9 protein-coding genes are annotated in these 22,011 nt (G+C 37.5%); 5 read left to right on the top strand and 4 right to left on the bottom strand.

Annotated features, from left to right (window positions below; all coding sequences use genetic code 11):
* Positions 1-13 precede the first annotated feature (13 nt).
* The 3 genes from VT06_RS13405 to VT06_RS13395 are packed head-to-tail and all read right to left on the bottom strand — an operon-like array spanning position 14 to position 5,229.
* Positions 14-910, bottom strand: coding sequence for a phosphoadenosine phosphosulfate reductase family protein (locus tag VT06_RS13405; protein WP_046554827.1), 897 nt, complete (start codon positions 908-910; stop codon positions 14-16).
* Positions 903-4,292: a hypothetical protein gene (locus tag VT06_RS13400; protein ID WP_046554826.1), complete on the bottom strand. Its 3,390-nt coding sequence runs from the start codon at positions 4,290-4,292 to the stop codon at positions 903-905. The genes VT06_RS13405 and VT06_RS13400 overlap by 8 nt, the downstream gene beginning before the upstream one ends.
* Positions 4,285-5,229 carry a DUF4007 family protein gene (locus tag VT06_RS13395; protein ID WP_046554825.1) on the bottom strand — a complete coding sequence of 315 codons (945 nt, stop codon included), beginning with the start codon at positions 5,227-5,229 and terminating at the stop codon, positions 4,285-4,287. Before VT06_RS13395 ends, VT06_RS13400 begins: the two co-directional genes overlap by 8 nt.
* A 494-nt stretch (positions 5,230-5,723) precedes the next feature.
* Between VT06_RS13395 and VT06_RS17590 the strand changes: the two genes are divergently transcribed.
* The 5 genes from VT06_RS17590 to VT06_RS13370 are packed head-to-tail and all read left to right on the top strand — an operon-like array spanning position 5,724 to position 19,843.
* A complete protein-coding gene (locus VT06_RS17590) occupies positions 5,724-7,475 on the top strand; it encodes a hypothetical protein (RefSeq protein ID WP_052750275.1) in 1,752 nt (583 codons plus the stop codon).
* Positions 7,472-9,067, top strand: a complete 1,596-nt coding sequence (locus tag VT06_RS13385) for a hypothetical protein (RefSeq protein ID WP_052750274.1) — start codon at positions 7,472-7,474, stop codon at positions 9,065-9,067. Before VT06_RS17590 ends, VT06_RS13385 begins: the two co-directional genes overlap by 4 nt.
* Before the next feature lies 1 nt (position 9,068).
* Positions 9,069-14,450, top strand: coding sequence for an ATP-binding protein (locus VT06_RS13380; RefSeq protein WP_046554824.1), 5,382 nt, complete (start codon positions 9,069-9,071; stop codon positions 14,448-14,450).
* On the top strand, positions 14,451-15,332 hold the full coding sequence (locus VT06_RS13375) for a hypothetical protein (protein ID WP_052750273.1): 882 nt from the start codon (positions 14,451-14,453) through the stop codon (positions 15,330-15,332).
* Between the two features lie 14 nt (positions 15,333-15,346).
* Positions 15,347-19,843, top strand: coding sequence for a hypothetical protein (locus VT06_RS13370; RefSeq protein WP_161795042.1), 4,497 nt, complete (start codon positions 15,347-15,349; stop codon positions 19,841-19,843).
* A 114-nt stretch (positions 19,844-19,957) separates the two neighbouring features.
* Here the strand turns inward: VT06_RS13370 and VT06_RS13365 are convergent, their stop codons facing one another.
* On the bottom strand, positions 19,958-21,988 hold the full coding sequence (locus tag VT06_RS13365) for a DNA phosphorothioation-associated putative methyltransferase (RefSeq protein WP_046554823.1): 2,031 nt from the start codon (positions 21,986-21,988) through the stop codon (positions 19,958-19,960).
* Positions 21,989-22,011: the final 23 nt, after the last annotated feature.

Here is a 22,011-nt window from a genome sequence, read left to right as displayed (position 1 = left end):
CTCAATGGTATGTCTATTTATAACATGTTACACAGGCGCCGCCGCCTTCCGCTTCATCATAAATGTCGTCTAGCTCGTTAAATTCACAGTAGCCCTCAAAATCACCTAAAAGTGCATTGCGCCTTTTCTTCGTATTAAACCGAGCTACTTTTTTCTCGTGATTTTCAATAATCCGCCGTTGAACTTCAGGGTCTTCAAGCGTTTCTAATGGTTGTCCTTGGCCCATCCAATAAAAACGTTCACCAACAGTCGTGTTATTTTCATCACCTTTCTCAAAGGCTTTTGCTTCTTCAAATAAGTCGGGGTGTTTTTCCATTAGCTTCACCCATTCAATTTTCCTTTGGTAAAAACAAAATGTGCAACCTGAGCGAGACCGCCACTTGTAGTAGTCTGGGAGCTCTAACCCATTGCGTTGCAATATATTCTCTATATCGCTTCTAACAATACCATGCTCTCTGAATGGGAACACTGACTCTATTGGTTTTTCGATAGTCATGTAACCGGTTCGTTCAGGCTCATCGGCACGAATTCCAACATAATTTTTAATTTTGTAGCCATCTTTTATGAAACTATCCAGCCATTGTTCAAATGGCTTAAGCTTCATTTGTACGGTACACCACCGGTCTCTTTGAGAGGGGAGAAAGTTTCCATGCTCTTTTAATAAGTGGGCAAAGTTTTTTTCGCCTCGTCCTTCTATATTATTCAAGGAGCGTGAATTTAATCGATGAATATAACCAAGCTTTTCCTCAAGCTTATCAATAAAATCATTAGTTTCTGGTAGCTCATATCCGGTGTCTGTAAAAAAATACTCAACATCCAAATCTGGATAAGTTTCTTTTACAAATAGTGCTAAAGCACTACTGTCTTTACCTCCCGAAAGGCCTAAAACATGTTTAACTTTCTCAGTCATTATTTGCCTCTGGTTCAGTTTGTTCCATCAAATTGGCTAGTAAACTCGTAAGTGCCGCGAGTTGTTTCTCCTTAGAAATATTAGAGATGGAAATTTGAATGCTCTCTACCGCTGATATTACGTCAGTATCTGCTTCTAAGTTATACTTTATAAAACCGCCAAATTCCTGATGGTTACCGTTAACATCAGTAGTAATAAAAGCGAGGGGTTTTGACGTTCCTTTTGCTTGAATTGTACCAAATGACTCAATTCGCCTAAATTGCACACATAAATTTTGTAATTCATCTAAACCATTTCGCAATAACTTATCAGTCCAATTACGTTCAGGTGCGCCAACTGCCAAGTTTACGATAAACTCAAACTTCGTTGTACCGTCAATAAACTGAGCAAGTCGAGAGCCTAGTTCTTTAACAGTAGGGCGCTTTGCAATTTTCTCAATAAATTCACAGCGTTCTTTCAAAGCAGCGTTAAAATTTTCGCCTAAAGCATTAATAATAATTTGCTTGAAACCAGTTAACAAAATTTCATGTTGAGCACTAAGATCTTCAATTGCTGTTTTTAGGTTTTGGCCAAGTTTGTCTTCAAGTGTTGGGTCATCCTTGTCATAACCAAAAACCGCGGGTAAGTCATCAAGAACTAGTTTGTAAGGGTCATTTGCTGCAATAACTTTATTTCTAAAGTCTCTTGCTTGCTTTGTCAGGCCATTTGTTTTGTCACCGGTAAAGCTTTCACCGCTGGTTTTTTTAACCCAGGCTGGCAGTTTGTGCACTATGCTAACTATGTGCTTAGCAATATTTAAGATGGCCGCATCATTTTTGGATTCACCCAGGGTTGCTTTAGCTAGGTTATCAAGTAAGTGGCTCTGTATCTCAGAAATCTCGAAATATCTAACACCCGCTTCATCAGGATGCTTGTATATTTTATTAACTAACTCTTCATCAAGTTCAGGGATAAAAATAAATTGATTAGTGGAGTCCCAGTCATAAAAAGCTAATTGCCCTTCCAGAGCCTTTAAAAGTGCTAAGCCGTATATACGGCAAAGACCAGCAGTCAAACCAAAAGGCGGTAACATCCACATTTCGTAAAGTGCAGCCATAGTGACGTGTTTTTCTACAGATTCTTTTTTTATAAATTCAAAACCACTTTCAAATAAGGCGTGCATGTTTGGAGCAGCTTCTATGGCTTTAGTACTCCAGATGCTAGGAAATAAAAAGCCTTCTGGTGTTTCAGTATGCCAACCTTTGCTTTTTAGACATGAGAGATACAACCCTTTCTCAGGAGGGAAGGATGTTTCATCAAAACCAAGATCTTTCTTATTGCCACTTGTAAACATTGCACTCATTAACTTGCGAATTGCACTATTAGCACTTCCTGAAGGTTTCGAGCGATTAACAAGCTCGTTGATAACCGAAGGTGACTTATCAAATATAAAATCAGCAATTTTTGATGCAATAGTACTTAATGGAGAGTTCGGCAGCTTGTTACCAAGATGAGACCATACTGCATTTTCATATGCATATTGCAATAGGTCGTTTACATTCGATTGAGCAAGTTTTATACGGTTTTCTAACTCGTTTTTAGCGATTAAATCATGAACAATTTTTTTCTCATCTTTAAGTATTTGTCTAAGTGCAATTAGCTCAATCGCAGCATTTCTAAGGTTAGAAAAGTCGCCAAATTTACCTACTATACCAAAGTGTAAGTCTTTTTCACGATGACTAATTGCATTATAAACATCGTCATTAACACACAAAATAAATGAGGAAAAAGCTTCTCCAGTTAAAGGCTTCTTTATAAAAGAATTGAATTCATCTTCGTAATATCTATTAACTAACTTAGTTGTTACCCAACGCATTGTTCCTGTCTTATGGTAATGTGCGGTAGCTAAGATATTTTGTGGTATGTCGCATATATCAGTCCAATCAACACCATGACTGATAGCGTTAACTGTCTCACTGATCAAGCTATTGATATCAATATCACTACCTTGAAACACAAATAAAGCATCATGCTTTTGTCGATATATGACAACAGTCCAAGCTTCTAATTCTAATAGTGATTGTTCTACGTCATTTATTAAGTAACCACGTTTTACAAAATATTTCTTTATAAACAATCGCTTCGCATGCAATTGATGATGAAAACCAAATATTGTTAATAACGCAATTAACTTTGCTATCGCTATGTGAAGCTCGCCACCTTTTTGCTCTGCTCTATAAATTGCATCACAACCTTCCAACCACGCTTTACCGTCTTGTGAGGTAACGATTAGATGGTGTAAGTTGTGATGTAGATAGTCCCAATACATTTCAGGGCGATACAAATGTAACTCTTCATTGATAGAGCTATATTCTTTTTCCAAAAATTCTCTAAAACCAAACTTTTCATGTGAAGCCAAAAAACCGAATAAACTACGCTCATTTTGCGAAAATCGACGACGTGAAACTGGGCCAATCAATAAGCTTACAAGAGGATCAAGTGGCAGTGTTTTGCTTAATGCATTTTGATTCTTATTCTGGTTAGCAAAAGCACAACTGACTATATCTAGTAGCTCTTTGTGTCGAAACTCAATAGAAGTATTTACCTTAGGCGATCTGAATATTGAGTCGCCTACCAAAACTAAAGATTCATCAATAGAAGGATTGAAGCTTACATCGCGATAGCGGCCTTGAACTTTGCTCCATTCCTGCTGTGTTTTAGTGTCTTTGTTTTTAGCATATTCTGAGAAAGCTTGATGTAAAAAGCCAATTAGTAGCACAGGTAATTTTGCTTGCTGTACTATGTCAGCTAGAGATTGAAATAAGTGCAAATCTTTATTAGTTCGTGATTGATAATCTAATGCTTTACCCATCTCATCTAGTAAAATTAAAACACCATCTTCGTTTTCGTTCTGTTCTTGCAAAAGTTTTTTAACTCTAGCCAGACATTTATAATCATCTAGCTTAGCAATATCTTCAGTCTTAAATTCACGGTTAAATGCCGTTAACAAACTTATCAACAGGCTGTTTGCCGGAGCCTCTAGGCCGCAAACATGCTTAACCGTTTTCCAACCATTATTAATGTTAAAACGTTTTTCCAAATCTTTAACTGAACTTGTAGATCCATCTAGTTTTTTTAATGCGTAGCTTCTTTGGCCAGAATCTGTTGAGAGTAGGCAAGACAAAAACAGTGCTACCGTAGACTTTCCTGAGCCATAAGGCCCCGTAATCGTGTAAGCTCTTTGGGCGCTACCTTCAAATTCCCGGCTAATTGTATCAAGAACATTGATAGCTGTTCCATGCAGTATAAAAGCATCAATAAATTGAGTTAAATCTCTACTTTCGGTGTCAATGCGCGTCGAGCTTTTGTAGCGCTGATTAATAACAATAAGAGAGTCAGACATTAGATTTGCCATAATAGTCGTTTAGAAATTTAGTCGTATTTTTTGTCAACGATTCTGAAACCGAAACTTGACGCAACCCTAAAGAATCAACCCAAGATATGCCTCTATCAGTGTACTTCTGAGCTTCGTCTAGTTGTTGCCCTAACCCCGATTCAGACAGTCGAAAAATTCGCCCTGGCGAACACGGTTTAGTCAGCAACGAATCGAAATCTATCGTGCTAACTTTAGAATCCTTAGTTTCAATTTTGAAAAACTCAAGAAGTGCATAAATAAATATTTGAATGGGTAGTTCAGGACGTTCAGTTAAGTTGCTGATATAAAAAGAGCGACTGTTGTCTTGTATTAAATTGAGTTCAGTTAGGGGGGAAGTGAAATGATCTTCATCTACCATTTTCGTACTTATTTTAATTTTTTTGCTATACATATTTAAAAAACAATCCATGTCTTTTTTTATCGTCGTAATGTTACCAGCTTCACTTTTAACCAGACGTTTTGCATCCTCATAACAGTCTTCTACTAGCTTCATCTTCTCAAAATGCTGAACGTTAGCATAATTAAAAAAATAGCGATAAGCAGTTAGTTGCTCGTCGTTAAAATTTAACCAAAAGTGTAATAGCCAAACCGACCCCGGCTGTTCTAGATACGGATCTTTCCCTTCTACATCGCCATAATTGCCGAACAGATATTCACCATTCTCTGTAATTCTGTGACAAACTGAATTGTTAGTCCGTTCAGCATTAATCACATTACTCGATTCAGCCCAGTACTGAATAGCCTTTACCATGTTTTTGCCTACACCAAGCTTCACAACTGAATCACGGATACAATTCTCATCGGAACTTGAAAAAATACCACCTGAATTCAAATGGTTAATTGCTTTATATAACCACCCATAACGCAGAGGAAAAGTGTCATGGCCTGTGAACTTTGCTTTCATTACGTAAAACTGCCTCTGGAGGAATTGTCCAGTAGGAATCTTAACGTGATTTTCAATATTGCGAAAGAGATATAGCTACACTAAGGAATCTTAAAATAAGAATGGCTACTGTTTCAAACGGAGCATTTCAGCAGAATACGTTCGATAAAACTAATGTTTTAAGATGACTTTAGACTTAATAATTGACTTTATTGTTAGTTATGAACGACCTCGAATGAGTAAGAGAGTTGTAAATAACTTGATTGAAAAATCATTTAAGTGTAGAACTAGTATTTAAAAAACATGAGTTTAGCAAATATTAACTTATAAGTTGCACTATATGGAATGGCACTTTTTTGGTGAGTTAAATATAAGATCATTAAATAATATAATAATTTCGGGAAATGGGCTTGATAACTTGCGTAAGTTGATGATAAAAACATATTAAATCAAGGTTTTAATATGTTTCGCCGCTATTTATTATTTGACCATGACATAATTTCAGGGACAAAAAAATGTCAAATCCTTTTGTAAGCTACTTAAACTCCTTGCACAATGTTTCAGCAAACGGCACTAACGCGTTAGCGGAATCTCAAGCAATGAGTGATTACTTTCCAACAATTTACGAACCTTTTCCGATAGTTAAAGAGGTTTTTGATTTGTTGACATCTGAAGCTAAACGCGTCGTTATTCTTACTGGTCATGCAGGTGATGGAAAGTCTACCGTCGCGATAGATGTACTGAAAAAGCTTCGTAACATACCCGACCATGGGAAGTTAGGCTCCCCTATGCAGGTGCGAGAACAAATTGAAAGCGCCCAGGTTAGCATCATTAAAGATATGAGTGAGTTGAGTAAGGAAGAACGAGCAAGATGGCTTACTGAAGCTTTTCAGCAAGAAGATAGTTGGTTAATCGTTAGTAATACGGGGCCGCTGCTAAGTAGTTTATTAGACCTTGCATTAGGTAGAGATGAGCAAATAGAAAGTAAGATACTTAGTGCGTTAAACGAGCCATTAGAGCTCATTACAACTGAAAAACATCGTATAAATGGGTTTGAAAAAGAACTTGTAATCATCAATTTGACCCGACTTGATAACGTAGAGCTTGGTGCAAGTTTAGTCACTAAGTTGGTACAGCATTCAAGTTGGGAGTTGTGCAATACTTGCCAAGTAAACTTGAAATGTCCAATCAAAAAGAATCGAGATATTTTACTAGAATCCATCGAAACTGTTGAAGAACGTATTCGTTGGATTTATACCAAGCTTACCGCGTATGAACATCGCCTCACATTAAGGCAGATTCTTGCTCATATCGCATATAGTTTAACAGGGGGGGAAAGCTGCGAAAGTGCACATGAATCAACGAACTCTGAACATGCTTTATTAGATATTCTTTTTAGCGAGATCTTTTTCGGTTATAAAGCTGGTAGTAATTGTGAAAAAGCTAACAACCTTCATGCGATTTCGCTTCTACGTAAACATCAATACGGAGCACCCGTCGGAGTCGATTTTGAAAGGCAACTTACTTCGAGTACGGGCTTAGATTGGGCAATACTTCCTCAGGAGCTTTTAGATACAACAGATACTTGGCGAGAGAGGGGGAATGATCCAAGGGGGGCGCGTTGGCGTTTCGCGCTTCGCAGGATGAATTATGTTTTTGGTCAGCCAAAAGAAAGTAAACATAATGAATCAGAGTATTTTTTGACAAGCTTTCTAAACTCAAGTGGAGTGCATTTTTTCGATAAATGGAAGAAGTTGAAAGGGCTCGACTTTACAAAATCAGAGATGAAAAAGTTAACCGATTTATGTTTGAACGTGATTCTTGAGTTTTTCACAGGATTTAGCGCAAATCAATTTTCAGGGGCTGGTCACCTTTTTTTGACTTTACAGCGAAAAGACCAAAATGTTGTACAGCCTACACAGCTAGTAATTGACACTCTACCTTATAAAGATTTTGATCTTGCTTATGACAATATTGCTCGCCTACCTGTTCTACGATTTAGAAAAGGGTTAGCGGTGTTACCTCTATCACTACCGTTGTTCGATTACATCCAATCACGAAGTAAAGGTGAATTAGGTTCATCTTTGTCTCCTATATATCAATCACAAATTGATTGGTTTCAATCTGAGTTAATACGTGTCACAGAGGCGGAACGAGAACAGGATGATGATGAAATTACTATTATCAAAGCAGGAATAAATGGAAATGTTTCAATTCATTACTTTTCATTGAATTCGGAACAGACGGTTTTGGAGATCGCAATATGATAAATGACATTAAAAATTTTCTTCAAGACCGTTTTCCAGAAAGTGCAACTATTGGAGGCTCAGGAGAAAAAACAAATGCTGCCATTATGCTTTATGGGCGTCGATTTTATAAAGATCAAACTCCTGTGGAGTATCTTGCAGAGTTTCTATTGGTGTTTTTGTCAGCGAAAAGTAAGGACGGAGCTGATAGTTATACTTTTGAAGTAAGCGCTGCTGAGGCCGCTTATTATCCTTTAGATCATGTTGCTTTGAAGTTATTTTCTTTTTATCCATCCTCAAAGCTCGAGACTAGACATAGCTCGCATCAAAAAAAATATATTGATGCATTAATACAGATTAAAAATAGATTAAGTGGTGGAACTGATAATCAGAAAGATGATTCTATTCGAATTCTGCAAAGCTTATTTTATGGTTTCACAGGTGTTGCCAAAAACCGTACATGGGTAACACATAGTTTTTTACCTGCCTCAGAGCATTTAATTTCTAGAGAAGTTGCTTGGAGGCATAGTTCAGCAAAAAGAGACACTAGTATAAATACTTGGGATTCTTCTCGAGAATATTTTGATACGAGTGCGCATTTGTTTATGGCTAGAGGAGGCGAGTTATTGTTTTTGCAGCTGGCTCACTTATTTTCTTTATCGCCAGAGAGTATTGTAAAGAGACTGAATATCGAAAATAACGACAGCTATAGTCATTTAATTTTTACTGATGTCAGTCAATTAAAGCTTTTGCTGCAAAAAAATTTAAAAAACCTTCTCTCTGGCTCTTTAAAGAAGATTGATAAATTAGCTTCATTTGTAGAAAAGTCTTTAAGTGATGTGACTCTAAATGATGACAATAAACCAAAAAAAGCCACTTTAGGGTGGGTGCCCCGAGCCTCGGTTCCGGAATCATTCTTATTCGCTCAAGAGCTTAATAATATATGTTGCTCATCTTTAAATGAATTGGAAAAGTTGGACATGATGCAAATGTTGTGTTGTTTGCATGTACTTCGTAGTCTGTCTTTTCAAGCTAGGCGTTTAAGTCAATCTGAAAAAATTACGACGGGTTTTATGGGAGAGTATGCATGGATAGTCTCCACTCCGGACACTCCTAAGGATTCAGCTAGTCGTCGTCTCTCTCAAACGTCCTTTGAAATCATTGAAGGTATGTTATTTAGGGTTTTACGTATAGTTCACAGCGGTCATTTAGGCGTTGAATCTAGTATGAAGGAAGCTGATGACCACGGTTTTAAAATTTTTCGCAAAATAGGTAAAGAAATTGGACTAATCATTCCCAAAAATGGTCAGGGTCAACGGTTTGTTTTATCCCCAACTCTACTTCGTCTCTTAGTTGCAGCCGTTATAAAACCAGGGGAACGTGTTCGATTGACAGAGTTTTACAGACGTATATTTGCCCATTTCGGTATTGCGTTGGCTGGTAAGCAATTATCAGTTGCTATTGAGTGGTCATCTATTTCAAATGATACGAAAGACTATGCAATGACTACCGAATCCTTGTGGATTGAGGAGGCACTAAGGCAGGGAGGGTTTTTAGTGGAACTATCAGATGCGGTATCTATTGTCTACAATTCAAGCAGCAAGGAATTATAGAATGAATTTATTCGTCAAATCGCTTGATGATTACCTAAAAGAATCTTGTATTCAGATGCTTCATTCTAATTTACAGTCTAGAGAGGCTCGATTCATTGTACAAAGCATGGGACCTGAAGAAGCGTTTGAGCTGTTCGCATCTCTAGAAAATTTCCAGCTTGAGCAGCAAAAAAATCATTCTTTAAAATGTTATTTGCGTATATCTACTGGCTTGTGGAATGAGTGGTGTCGTGAGTTAGGGGGAGACCAAGAATTACAACAAACGATGTCAAAGTTGGGCGCTATTGGTTTTGAAGGTGAGCGATTATGGATTGATGAGGAGGATAAACTTACATGGTATAGAAATCGAACGGTACATGATGAAGGTACCGAAAACTTAATAATAGTTTTAGTCGGTTTAAATCATGCAACAGATCAAGGCGGTTTATCAGATTTTCACAAAGTTGATGAGGCTAAAATTTGGCATAAAATGAAAAAATCATTTATTCCTTGGTTAAATCAATTATGTCTAAATCTTGGTATTGATGCTTCAGAGTCTGCTCTAGAGCCATTAAATAGTGCATTTTGTGAACTAATTCAATTGCGCCCTTTAACATTGATTACCTTTGCAAGATTTATTCAGAAAAGTTTAGTCAATGAACATGCCTTTTATTCACTTGAAGAGTTAGTCGAGCGTTTTTATTATGTTCTTCCTTTTTGGGGCATCCCACCAATATTATTTGAGGGCTATATAGGCCAAAAAGGTTCTGACTTCCTTAAACAGGCGGATAAGTTTATTTCGCATCAGATATATAAAACTGAAAGAAATCAAAAGAAAGATTGGGCTAAAATTGAAAAATGGATAGCTAGTGAGGATTTTGTTTTACCAACAGTAATTAATGCTGCTAATCAATTTATAACTATTGAAGATTATCTAGACGTATTGAAAAGATTTATTTTTGAGGCAGATGAACGTGCTCATTCGAAGCTATTAAGCACTGATATTTTACCTCTATTAAAAACTTTGAATATCAAAGATGCTAAAGAAAAAAAATCTAAAAAAACAACAAAGTCCTTTAATAGTTCAGCATTAGAGTCCTTTTTGTCTGGGATAAAAGATACCTTAGTTTCTTACAAGGCTATTTTTGAAAACGGACTTATAGAAAGTCAAATAGAAAAGATAGTGATAGAGATAGTTCATTTTGATCACGATATGGTGGCAGATCATGAAGATAGTATTGATAGTCGTGAGCTCGCGGAGACTCTGTTAATTGGCTGTCTTGGAGGATTGGATTCTATTTTTGAAGAGCTTAACTGTTGCCTCCCTTGTGATCATGACGAAGCTCTGCTTTCTAGTAACAGCTGGACAAGGGAGTTGCCGGTATCTTTCTGTTTTGACTTGGAGAATTTAAGTTTTAGAGTTAGTCACTCAAGACCAAAGCTATTGTTTAGAGTTCTTGTAATGACAAATGATAAAGACGAAAGTTTTGTTAGTAACTTTTATTGGCAAATACCATCGACTCAACCTGAGCGTGTTATGGCTGAATGTGTTCGCTTAGTTAGACAAAAATGGCTTGAATCTAATGACTCCCTTCGTCTATTACCTGCATTTAGAATTCCGGCAGAAAACATGTCGGCAATTTTTTATGCATCTGACGAGGAAGAAGCAAATCGGTTACTTAGTCAATCGATTACTGATTTTGAAATTATAAATTTGATCGAAGACCTACCTACAAATCAGCTTGAACTAGAACTAAATAATAAAATCCTTACTTTTACTACAGCGTATAAAGATTGGCTAGATATAGTTTATAAGCAGGGGTTTTACACTACAGTAAATAATCAATTAAACAGACTATTGCAAAAATATATCGAGTTAATGGAATGTGCATTAACTAAAAAATATAAAGGGAGTCAGGAATTACTCAGACGCTTATATAAAGCGTTTTTTATTGTAGAAAAAAGCTGTCAACCTAATGACTCGTATTTATCAACTGCTATAGCTTGGGGCTTATCTCCTGCCGTTCTAGAACAGATGAATGCAAAAGTTCGTTTTTTAATCGATGGTTTCCCTGAGGTATTAAGTAAATTAGTAGTCAGTGGCGATTATGAACAGACATTTAATCGGTTGCTTGATCTTTCTCAAATTAAAAGACCTATTTCAGCTTTAGTCAATAGCGAAAATACTCTTTCTGCAGATATAAAATCTTACGGATTGTTGCATTATCTGGGCTTCAAACCTGAAAGTGAGATTAGCTTAGCGGTTCAAACACTTCTTCGAGAGGTTGATAATGATGATGATGGGGAAATTAAAGAGAGTATTCGTCCGTCCCAAGAAACAAAAATAGTCTCAAATGTGATTAAAGACTACATGAAGTTATATCCTCATTCACATGATGGTTTAAGTATCCTAGCGGTAAATATAAAAGATCTTCAAACGATTCTTTCGGGTTTAGATTACTTTTTAGAAAAATATTTAACTGAGTCGGATATTACAGTTGATTTTCATTTTACAGTTATGATTTATACTTGCTCATCATCGCCGATGGTAATGGAAAACCGGTTAAAGTTATGGCAAGAACAGCTAAAACAAAGGTTTGATGAAAAAAATCGGGGTGTTCAACTCAGTATTGGTCATAAATTTTCTTCTAAAAAAAGCATTGTTTCACTACTAGAAAATGAAAATAAAAACTATGACATAGCATTTCTTTTTCATTTTTTAGAAGATGGCCTCAAGGGACGTATTGACCAAGCTAGAGCCTTTGAGTTTAGTTTTGATGATTGTTCTTTTTTCCCAGTAGCTGAGTATCCTCGGCCAATAAATTTAGCTGAAAAGTATATTCGGCAAAATTTGATTAGTAATCGTCGTCTGCGCGCTCAAACGCGTCATGCTGATATGTCGGCAAGGTTGTGTTACAACGGTCAAGAAAATAGTGATCATATTATTTATGGTCGAGTTGATTTTCAGCCTTGGATTCCGGCAATTGAGGCGCTCCACAATCGAGGGTATTGGGTAGCATGTATCGATCCGTTTGTAGATAAAAAAATGTTAATCACAGACCATGATGAGCTAAGAAATATTGTAGGATTTTCTTCAGGTTTAGGTTCATTCGGAGAGTTAAACCTTACTGTATCTAGCCAGAGAGGTAAATTAACAGATTTAGTTAGAATTATTACAAGCCGCTTAAAAGTTATATTTAAGTTTGAAAATATTACTGTACTGGAAACCATGTCGGTTAATGTTGTGAAAGAGCTTGAAAAAATAGTAGGTTTAACTTCATTGAGAGCTGTCGTTGGTGATGGAGAGCAGATTAGAGAGGTTATCGGTTTCGCTGCTATTCACCGTGCTTTAAAAGCACCTAAAGGAGTAATGTCACAGTTATTGCCGTTGGATGATTTTAAACATTGGTTTGCAGATAACGAGACAAATTTACGTCCTGATTTACTTCAGATGACTTTAGAGCTCAGGGAAAATGATATCCCATTGATTCATGCTAATTTAGTTGAATGTAAGTTAGCTAAAACTAGCAATGATCATTTAAATAAAGCTCTTGAACAAATAAACGTGGGTCTTACCTATTTACCGTCATTGTTGGCTCCTAAAACAGAAAATCTTAATACTAGCGAGTTTGACCGTCGGTACTGGTGGGCTCAATTACATAGAGCCTTGAGTTCGCGAACTGAAATACAGCTGTCACAAGATCAATGGCGAGAGCTAGACTATGCACTTGAACAAATAGCTGACGGTGAGTTTGAAATTCATTGGAGGAGTTCTATCTTTACATTTTGGACAGATGATGATTCTTTAGATCACTCGATAAAAGAATATTTACCGTCTAGCGCAGTAATCAGTTCAGGTTTTAAAATAGATAATAATTTCTCAACAAAGCATGTCACTGTTGGGTATAAAGTCCTTTCAAAGTTGTTATCGGATGATACGAATCCGACGCTACTTGATAATAGTGGCTCAAAGATTACTATTCGCGCTTCGAAGCATGTTTTAAAAAGTGGCAATAATAATAGCATTATTCCGAGTAATGATGTTGGGTTAATCGACACATTGATTGCAACTGGTACTAGTTCTGAAAAAAGTATTACTGATCATGAAGTGGACTCGATCAATAAAACTAAAGTATTTGCAGACAATATTATAAATTGTGAAAAAGAATCAAAAACAGAAACAGAAAAAAATATTACTATTTTATTACCTAGTGAGCAGATAGATATCAGCTCTTCTGACATGAGAGCTGGTCAAAGTCCGACAATATCAATAAAGTCGCATGTTCCTGAAAAAATTCTTATTGGTGAGCGTATGAATAGCGAACCTGTATATTGGAATTTTGGTCATCCCCAACTAGCTAATCGACACTTGTTAATCTTTGGCTCATCAGGTTCTGGCAAAACATATGGTATTCAGTGCTTACTTTCAGAGTTAGCAAAGCAAAAAGTACGGTCATTCATAATTGATTATACTAATGGTTTTATGCCAGACCAAGTTGAAAAATGTTTCAAAGATTATACCTTGCCAGAAGATCATTTCGTAAAACTTGGCAAGCTACCTTTAAACCCCTTCAGAAAGCAGAGGGTTGTAATTAACCCTTCAATGCCAGCAATTGAAGACTCAAGTTTTGATGTTGCGAGTAGAATTTCTAGTATTTTTAAAAGCGTATTTCCTACTATTGGTGATCAACAGTATGCAGCTTTAATTAAAACGCTTACTGCAGGTTTAGATAATGACTTGAATTTCAATTTTGAGAAGTTATTAACACCATTACGTGAAGAAAATAAACAAGGTGATTCTCTTGCTAATAAGCTGCAACCTTTTGTCGATAGCAAGTTGTTTAGTGATTCAAACGATCAAGCTTGGGAACAGATGCTTCAGACACCAAATAATTGGGTTCACGTACTTCAATTAGTCGGTTTAAACCGGGATATTCAAAAAATTGTTACGGAATTTGCGTTATGGGATTTATGGGATTATGTGCAAAGTACCGGTAATAAAGATAGGCCTATTCCTGTCGTCCTTGATGAAATACAGAACCTTGATCACAGCGATGGCTCACCTATCGACAAAATGTTACGCGAAGGTCGAAAATTTGGTTTGTCACTTATCTTAGCGACACAAACCACGAGCCAGTTTAATCAAGAACAGAGAGATCGTCTTTTCCAAGCAGGCCATAAATTATTTTTTAAACCAGCAACAACAGAGGTTGATCGTTTCGCTCAAATACTGGCCCAATCTACCCCGAATGTTAATAAAGCCGAATGGGTTAGTCGTTTAAGCAAATTGCAAAAGGGTCAATGCTGGTCTTTAGGTCCTGTTGAAAAATCTAATGGTAATTTGATCGAGGAGCCAGTTTTAATTTCCGTTACATCGCTCGAGAATCGAGTATTTGGAGTGTAAATGGCATCATACAGTTCTGTAATCACATTACCTCTTAGCTTTATGCAAGATTTCAAACCTGAACGACGGTTGCTATCTTTGCTTCTCCAATTTGTGAAAGCTAGTGGAGTGGGAGATAAATCGGAGATTAGTGAGGCTACTGGAATTCCAACCGGTGATAGCTCGGGTAAAGTTGAACCAATAATATATTATGCTATTGGTATGGGTTTGATTACTGCTTCAAAGGAATATGGAGTTTGGGAACTTAAGTTAACGTTACTTGGTAATCAGATTTTAAATGAAGATCCTTTTTTAAGCGAATGTGTGAGTCTTTGGATTTTACATTTAATGCTCTGTCGACCATTAAGTGCAGAGGATTTAGTTTCTTCAGATTCTGGAGTAGTAGACCCATGGTTTACTTTATTTTCCCTATCAGAAATAAGACTAGGCACTAGTTTTACTGCGAGTGATTATTCGATCTTCATTGAAGAAAGGTATGGTGCGAGCGCGTCAAGAAAAAGAATGAGTAAGGTTATCTTGGGCTCATATGAAGAAGATAGTTGCTTGGGGCTTACAAAGGCCATTACATTGAATAGCTCAATGAATTACTTTCGTAGTAAAGCACCTCAAGAAGTAGAGTTTTTTCCTGTCTATGCAGCTTATATGTTCTTACTTTGGGATGAATTCTTTGCAGGGCAAAAACAGTCGTCATTAAACGAGTTTTTTTCACGCACTCGAATGCTTACTGTCATGCATTGGACTGATAAAGAGATGAGACATTGGCTTAACTGGATGTCAGATAGTGAAATGATTCAGCTTGATAGTCAAACGGGCGAATCTATTGCGCTTAGAACAGCTAGTACTGCTGATGTAATTAATTTAATTTATAGCGAATTGATTTAAGGTTGGATATGGATATGGATATGGATATGGATATTGGCAGTGTTGTTCGCTTTAATGATGAACGTTTTTTTGAAGGTGCAGTTCAACTAGGCTGGTTACAGAAAAGGCCTGAGCAAGCACAAAAAGCCGCTGAGTCCTTTGTTTTTCACGGGCCTCGTTATCATGGAGCAAGTTCTGCCTTGTCTGATGGTATAGATGGTGAATACCAACTAAAAGACACCGCTAGTTTTGTTCAAGACTTACTTGGTTCTATTTTAAAGACTTCATCTGGAATTGAAAACAATCCCTATTGGTTAGTCGTCGCAGGGTATGGCTCAGGTAAGTCGCATCTTGCTTTGGCATGTGCAGAGTTATTGTCAAACCCTAAAAGTTTAACGGCTAAAAAAGTGATTAGCCAATTATCTAGCGCAGATGGAGTGATTGGCGCTCGGATTGAAGAACAATTAACAGAACTTGATAAACCTGCTTTGATTTTGCCACTAGATGGCATGTCAGGCTTTCATCTTGGTAATGCTTTAAGCCAGGCGGTGTTTAAACAGCTTGCAATTCATAATATTGATTCCGAGCCACTTCGTAAATTATCACCTCGTTTTGATGTGGCTTGCAAGTTTGTAGAAAGAAATTTTATTATCAGGCTCGATCGTTTTAATAAGCTGTTGCCTGACTTAACGGAGGATGAGATCTGTCTTCGTTTAAGAGAAAGTGATGAGTTTATTTATGAGTTAGTTGATAGCATTTATTCTGAAGCAAATGGCCAACCAATACCCATAGAGGGTCAGGAGTCGAGTCAAGAGCTCATTGAAACACTTTGCAATTTGTATTGTGGAAAAGAAGGTCCATTTTCACAAGTTATAATCATGTTTGACGAGTTCGGTAGATATCTTGAGTATGCATCAGATAAACCTCACCTTGCGGGTGATGCTGCACTGCAACAGATATTCCAAGGTATCCAGGATAATAGCGACAAAATTCAATTTATAGGATTTATTCAATATGAGCTGAAAACCTACCTTAAACGTTTTAGTGGTGCCGGGTTGCGTCATTTACAGCGTTACATAACTCGTTTCGATACAGCAAAAAAATGGTACTTATCAACTAATCTTGAGACTATTTTTGCTCATATGATACATAAGGATGAAGCAAAACTAGATGCTGCTTTATTTAAAGCAAATGCAAAGCGGTGTTTTGAGGATACGCACAGCAATTTGTCTATTTGTTTGCCTTCTTTTTCAAGATATCCAGTCTGGCAGGACCGAGAGCGTTTTGCCGAAGTCATCGGTCGAGGTTGTTGGCCACTTCATCCTTTAGCTGTTTGGTTTTTGACTAGGCAAAAGGATGTTGTTCAGTCTCGCTCTGCACTGACTTTTATAAGAGATACAATTTCTCGTGTTTCAAGTGAAAGTATCATTGAGAATAATGTAATTAAGCAAGTGAGTGCAGCAGAGCTAGTACTTGGCAGTATGCTATCAGAACTTGTAGCGGCAGAGCGAGAAGTGGGTGGGGCAATTGCCGAAACACTTCAAGCTTTGCTTGAGAAATTTAGTGGGCATCTTGATAAATCAACACAACTCGTACTTGCCGGTGTTGCAGCTTTAGAAAAAATGCGAGTGGGTAAGCAAAAGCAAGATTTTGCTAATGTCTTATTAAATGAAGCTACTGGACTTACTGATGACAACCTTCTCACTGCGTTGGGTACACTTGCTGAACTAGGCGCTTTAGAGTGGAATAAAGAACTAGGTCAATATGAATTATTGTCTGATGGAGCAAGTCGAGGACAGTTCCAGCAATGGCTAAGAAAACAACAATTAGCTATCAAAAGTAATGATAAACGTAACTTGTTCATGCGGCGTGCTGCAAGTGAGGGTGTACTTGAAAGTATTGAAACTGACTTTGGATCAGTTAATAACATCTCTACTCAAGATTGGTTTTTTGAAGCGTCTTATGCTCATGCAGGAAATATATCAAATGCGATAAAACAAGCTTTTAAGGACTGGTCTGAGTCGTATTTGCCGACTGATGCAAAAGGAAAAGTTATTTATCTCTATATTGATAGTGCTGAAAGTAAATTATCAATAGAGCAGGAAATCCAATCAACATTCACGGAATTATTAGTTCGCTACCAGCTTGAGATTGCACCTATTTTGGTGATTGGATTAGAGGATAAGGACACTTCGTTAATCGATTCTTTGAGTAGATTATATCTTTTAGAGGAGCTTCTCACAGACGCGGACAAAGAGCGCTTTCGTCGTTTCATTCCTGATGAACTCCAGCGCTCACAAGCAGGCTCAACAAATGCATTAAAAAATCTGATTAAGCAGAATGACTTTTGGGCTGCTGGTTTCAAAGAATTACCAGCAGGTAGGTTGAAAAAGATTGGAGAGGCTATCTTTTCAACAATTTATACAAAGGCATTACCGTTTTATTTTGATGGTTTTGCTAATCGAAATGCAGGTGGAGGAAATCCAGATAGTGCGGCCTTAATGCGAGGACTAATCTGTAAGCAGGTTGATGCGGTATGGATCCAATCTCAACCCGTGCGATTGCGAAATCGTGTTCATACATTGATGTCGCAATCGTGGAAAGCAATATCTCCCTCAGGAAAGCTGATTGTTCCTCAGGAATCTAGTGTTAAGTATGCGTTCTCGATTCTCCTTGAAGCTCACCAAAAAAATACTTCTAAAACTCTAATTGATAGTTATCAAACTCTAATTCGACCGCCTTTTGGGATGAATTCTGCTTCTGCGGGCTTACTTATATCGTTATTAATTGGTTTAGATGTTCCACCAAGGCGGCTGGAGTACAAAAAAGAACTTATTTCGTCGGTAGATTGGATAAACCTTATTTTTCTTAAGAAAAGTAATCACTTTAATGAAGAATCCTTAGCAGCTACTACCCTGAGATTCTTAACTGAGAGTGGTGATTCTAAATGGCGAGATTTGTTCAATCACTTTGAATTAGAGACTAAATATGAAGAAATAATAAATTTAGTAAACAAAGTAGTAAATCTTAACAAAGTCGAGCCGTATCCTGAGTCGCTAGAAGGAACATTTCGTTATTGGTTAGATTTGGGTTCGAAAATTAACGAAAAAGTTAATGCTAAGCAATCAGAACTAAATAAGTATGAGGAAGATTTGGAGAGATTAGGGGCAAATTTAAATGTGAATAAAATGCTTAGTCTTTCTTATAACCTATTAAAAGCCTTTGATGATATGGACGCTAGTGAGCTTTGGCCGGTAAAATTACTTTCTGAATGTGAAGAGCATCTTAAGTATTCAAAGGATTTACTTTCCAATAATTTAGACTCATGGATTCCTAGGCAAACTTGTAACAGTCTTACAAATGTTTCTGATTTCCGTAAACAAATGGAATTTAACACTCGAGCGTTAGAATCATTAGGTTATACAAAGTATTCAGAAGCCCTCAGAAAGCAAACAACTAGTTCGATTCACCGTGTTGAAAAACTTCAAGAATACCAATTAACTCTTGCTCAATGCGCTGACTACCCTCGGCAGCCATCGCCAAATGCTTCAACGCGGGTTCGTACATTAAGAGATGATTATGCCCGTGGTGATCAATTGATTTCAACTATGCAAAGCGCATCTGCCACATTTACTTCAGAGGAAATTAATGCTCATGTTGCAATTATATCTGCACGTCAAAAGGTTCTTAAAAACGCTGAGTTAGAAAAGCGTGAAGAATTGGGTTTGCTTTATAATGCACCACAAAGCGAGCAAGAGCTTAATGACATCCTGCAAAAAGCAGAACACCTTCAAAAGGTGTTTTCAGATACTCGCGACGAAAACGAAATTAAAGATATTATTTTCCAGATTAAATTTATTCTAAATGACATTCGCGGTTGGACAGAAAGAGAAATTAGTGTCACTAGGCTACAGGAGCTTTTGATAGCGCAAAGTTTTGAGCACGAGAGAAATTATATTGAGCAACTCGAAGCTAAAGGAACTGAACCAGTTTGGTCTGAAGATATATATAAAATGGTTGCACTAGAGCGTATTGATAGAGTTAAACAGCGCTCTAAAACATGGGTTGATGCAAGATACTTGTCACCATCGGAAGTCTTAACACTTGATGCTCAACGAACACAAATGCTCAAAACTGAATTGGAGTTTGCACCAACTTTCTTGTCCGATGAGCACAGTGAAAAGCTAAACGATATGCTACATATGGTTAAAAAACATCTTTTCAATTTAGAGGAGGAAAAACGTAGTTTAGATGTTCAGGTTTGGTTAGCTCAGTTTCAAAAACTTGATAATATTGCCGCTTTAGAGCCGCAAACCGTATTAAGGTATCTTGCTTTAATTTCAAAACCGCCACATATTTTAAATGACTCTGAATCTCATGTTACTAGTGAAATTGAACAGCTGCTTCAAGAGCGTTCCGACCGAGTTTCAGTAGATGGAATAATGAAGCGTATAGAGCAATTACCTAGAAATATGCAACAAGACATACACACATCCCTAGAAAAAGTGTTGAATCAAAAGGTAGTGCTTTAAGAATAATTTTAGCTTACCTCAAGGAGAATCTGCCTTTCAGTTGCCTATATTGATTGGCAGATTAATAAGTGCTGGCAAATGTTAATTTGGTTGTATGTACAACTAACGTTCGTTCTATTTTTGCTTTATGTTATACCCAGTGATTTTTTTATTAGTATGATGAAGTAATTCATGCAAATGATTTAACGTGATATTTCTACAGTCGATATTGAGCGCTTTAAGTTCTTTTAAAAAATTTTTATTAAACGTCTTTTGCTTTTTGTAGTCCTCAAATGTCTCGTCTATATAGCTAATTTTATCCAACAGTATCGGTCGTTTGTCAGGAACAATATAGTCAAAAAAGTCTACGTCTTGCTCTGCCATTTTAATTTTCACGCGTTCTTTTAGTTTTGGCAATGGTGAGTCATAAAATCCCTCATACCCTAACAGGGTCACTTTTCCTGAGTGAAAGTGAATTTTAATAAGTTGAATGTCATCTAATTCACCATACATTTGAAGTGCAGCGCCAACATACACACGTAAGACAATTGGTAATAGGGTAATAAAGTCTTTATGTAAGGTTAGGCTATGAGCTATATCATGTTCGAAGCCTATTTTGCTTGCTGGCAGCAGACCCTGTGCTTCCAGGCAAATAGACGCTATTAACTCGCTGTCGGCGATGAGGAAAAGTAGCTCTTTTGCTTGAGTCAATGCGATTGTGTAATTGCCAAAAAATGCTTTAATATCTCTTTTCAATTGTTCTGGTTGATGAGCATAGCCTTTGTGTTTTTGAAACTGTGCTAAAGCAAAGTAAACAAGTAAGTCTTCTTTACGCATTGTTGCAGCTTGCTCAAGTTCTGCTTGGTCGTACCATTTGCTTACTAGACGCAGGGCCTTTTTCGGTGAACCAGTAACCTCATTTAATTGCTGGAATTGGTTAAACTCATCTTCTGCCGGCATGCGGCCAAGATCGAGACAGCATTTCCAAAAGGCTTCAAATAACGGCTGGTGTTGAGTGAATAGCAGGCGGGCCTGAGTTTCTGATACCGGTTCGGGCGCGGTTAAATGTCGCCACTCGTAATGCCGCTTTTGCCGGTTCTGTTGGAATTGCTGCTCTAGTTCTTTATCGCGAAACACATAAAAAATACCGGGGCCTATGGCAATGGCATTTTCATCCAGCGTGGTTTCAATAAATTCCTTTAGCTCGGTTTGGCTGTAATATTTTTGAAAAGTATTACGTGAGGTAATCACACCATCTTTATAAGGCTGAAACTGCACAATATAACTTTCGTTGGCCAGCATCGCAGATACTACTAGCAACTTTTGCGTTAGCTCCCAGCTGCCTAGTAAGGCATCTAATCGCTCGTCTTTATCTTCAATAACGTTAATAACAAAGCCGATATTAACGATTTCAGAATTCACTTTGTCGGCATCGGGTCGAAAATTTGGGTCCCAACCTACAACATCTAAGCCATGGGCTTCTAACTCGCGTAGGTCATCACCGCGGCCGCAGCCGTAATCAAATATTGAATAGTCGCCGTGCAGAAAGCCATGTTTTGCCAGGGTTTTCATTGGCGCCGATAATTCATGCCGTACTAAGGCGGTTTTATGCCGGTCAATATTCTGCTCATTGTCTACAGAATGTAAAGCGGAACTACGAAATAAACGGCCGTCGACGAGATCGTAACCGTGCTTAGCAATAAGCCGCTGCCAACTGGCTTTGAATCCTATCATTCTTGGGTTGTCATAAAGGCCTGCGGCTTCACCTTCTTGGGTGATAAGGCAAAAGCTCTCGAAGTTCGGGTGCTCCGGCAGAATAAAATGTTCTTTGCGATGCAATATAGGTGGGTTGTCATGCTCGTCATAGCGCGTCAGGCGGTGTTGTAGCTTAGCTAAGTCTACCGATACACTTTGCTGCAAAGCAGGGTAAGAGTCGTTATAAAAATCCGGATAGTGCAGCAGCGACAAACGAAAGTTAGTTTTAAACAGCTTAACAATGTTCCAATCGGTTTCCGGCACTTTAAGAGCAGTAGCCACTACATTGACAAATTTGGCTAAAATCGGTGGCAGAGCACTAAAGGCATCTTTATGCAGGTAAATAGCATCAGGCAGTTTTTTACCAAGCTTGACTTGTTTTACGAGGTCTTTAAATTGCTCTGCATTCATCGTTATAGCTCTTTTTGCTGAGT

Source organism: Arsukibacterium sp. MJ3 (assembly GCF_000987765.1).
Lineage (GTDB): Bacteria > Pseudomonadota > Gammaproteobacteria > Enterobacterales > Alteromonadaceae > Alishewanella.
This window is presented reverse-complemented; position numbering and strand designations above follow the sequence as displayed.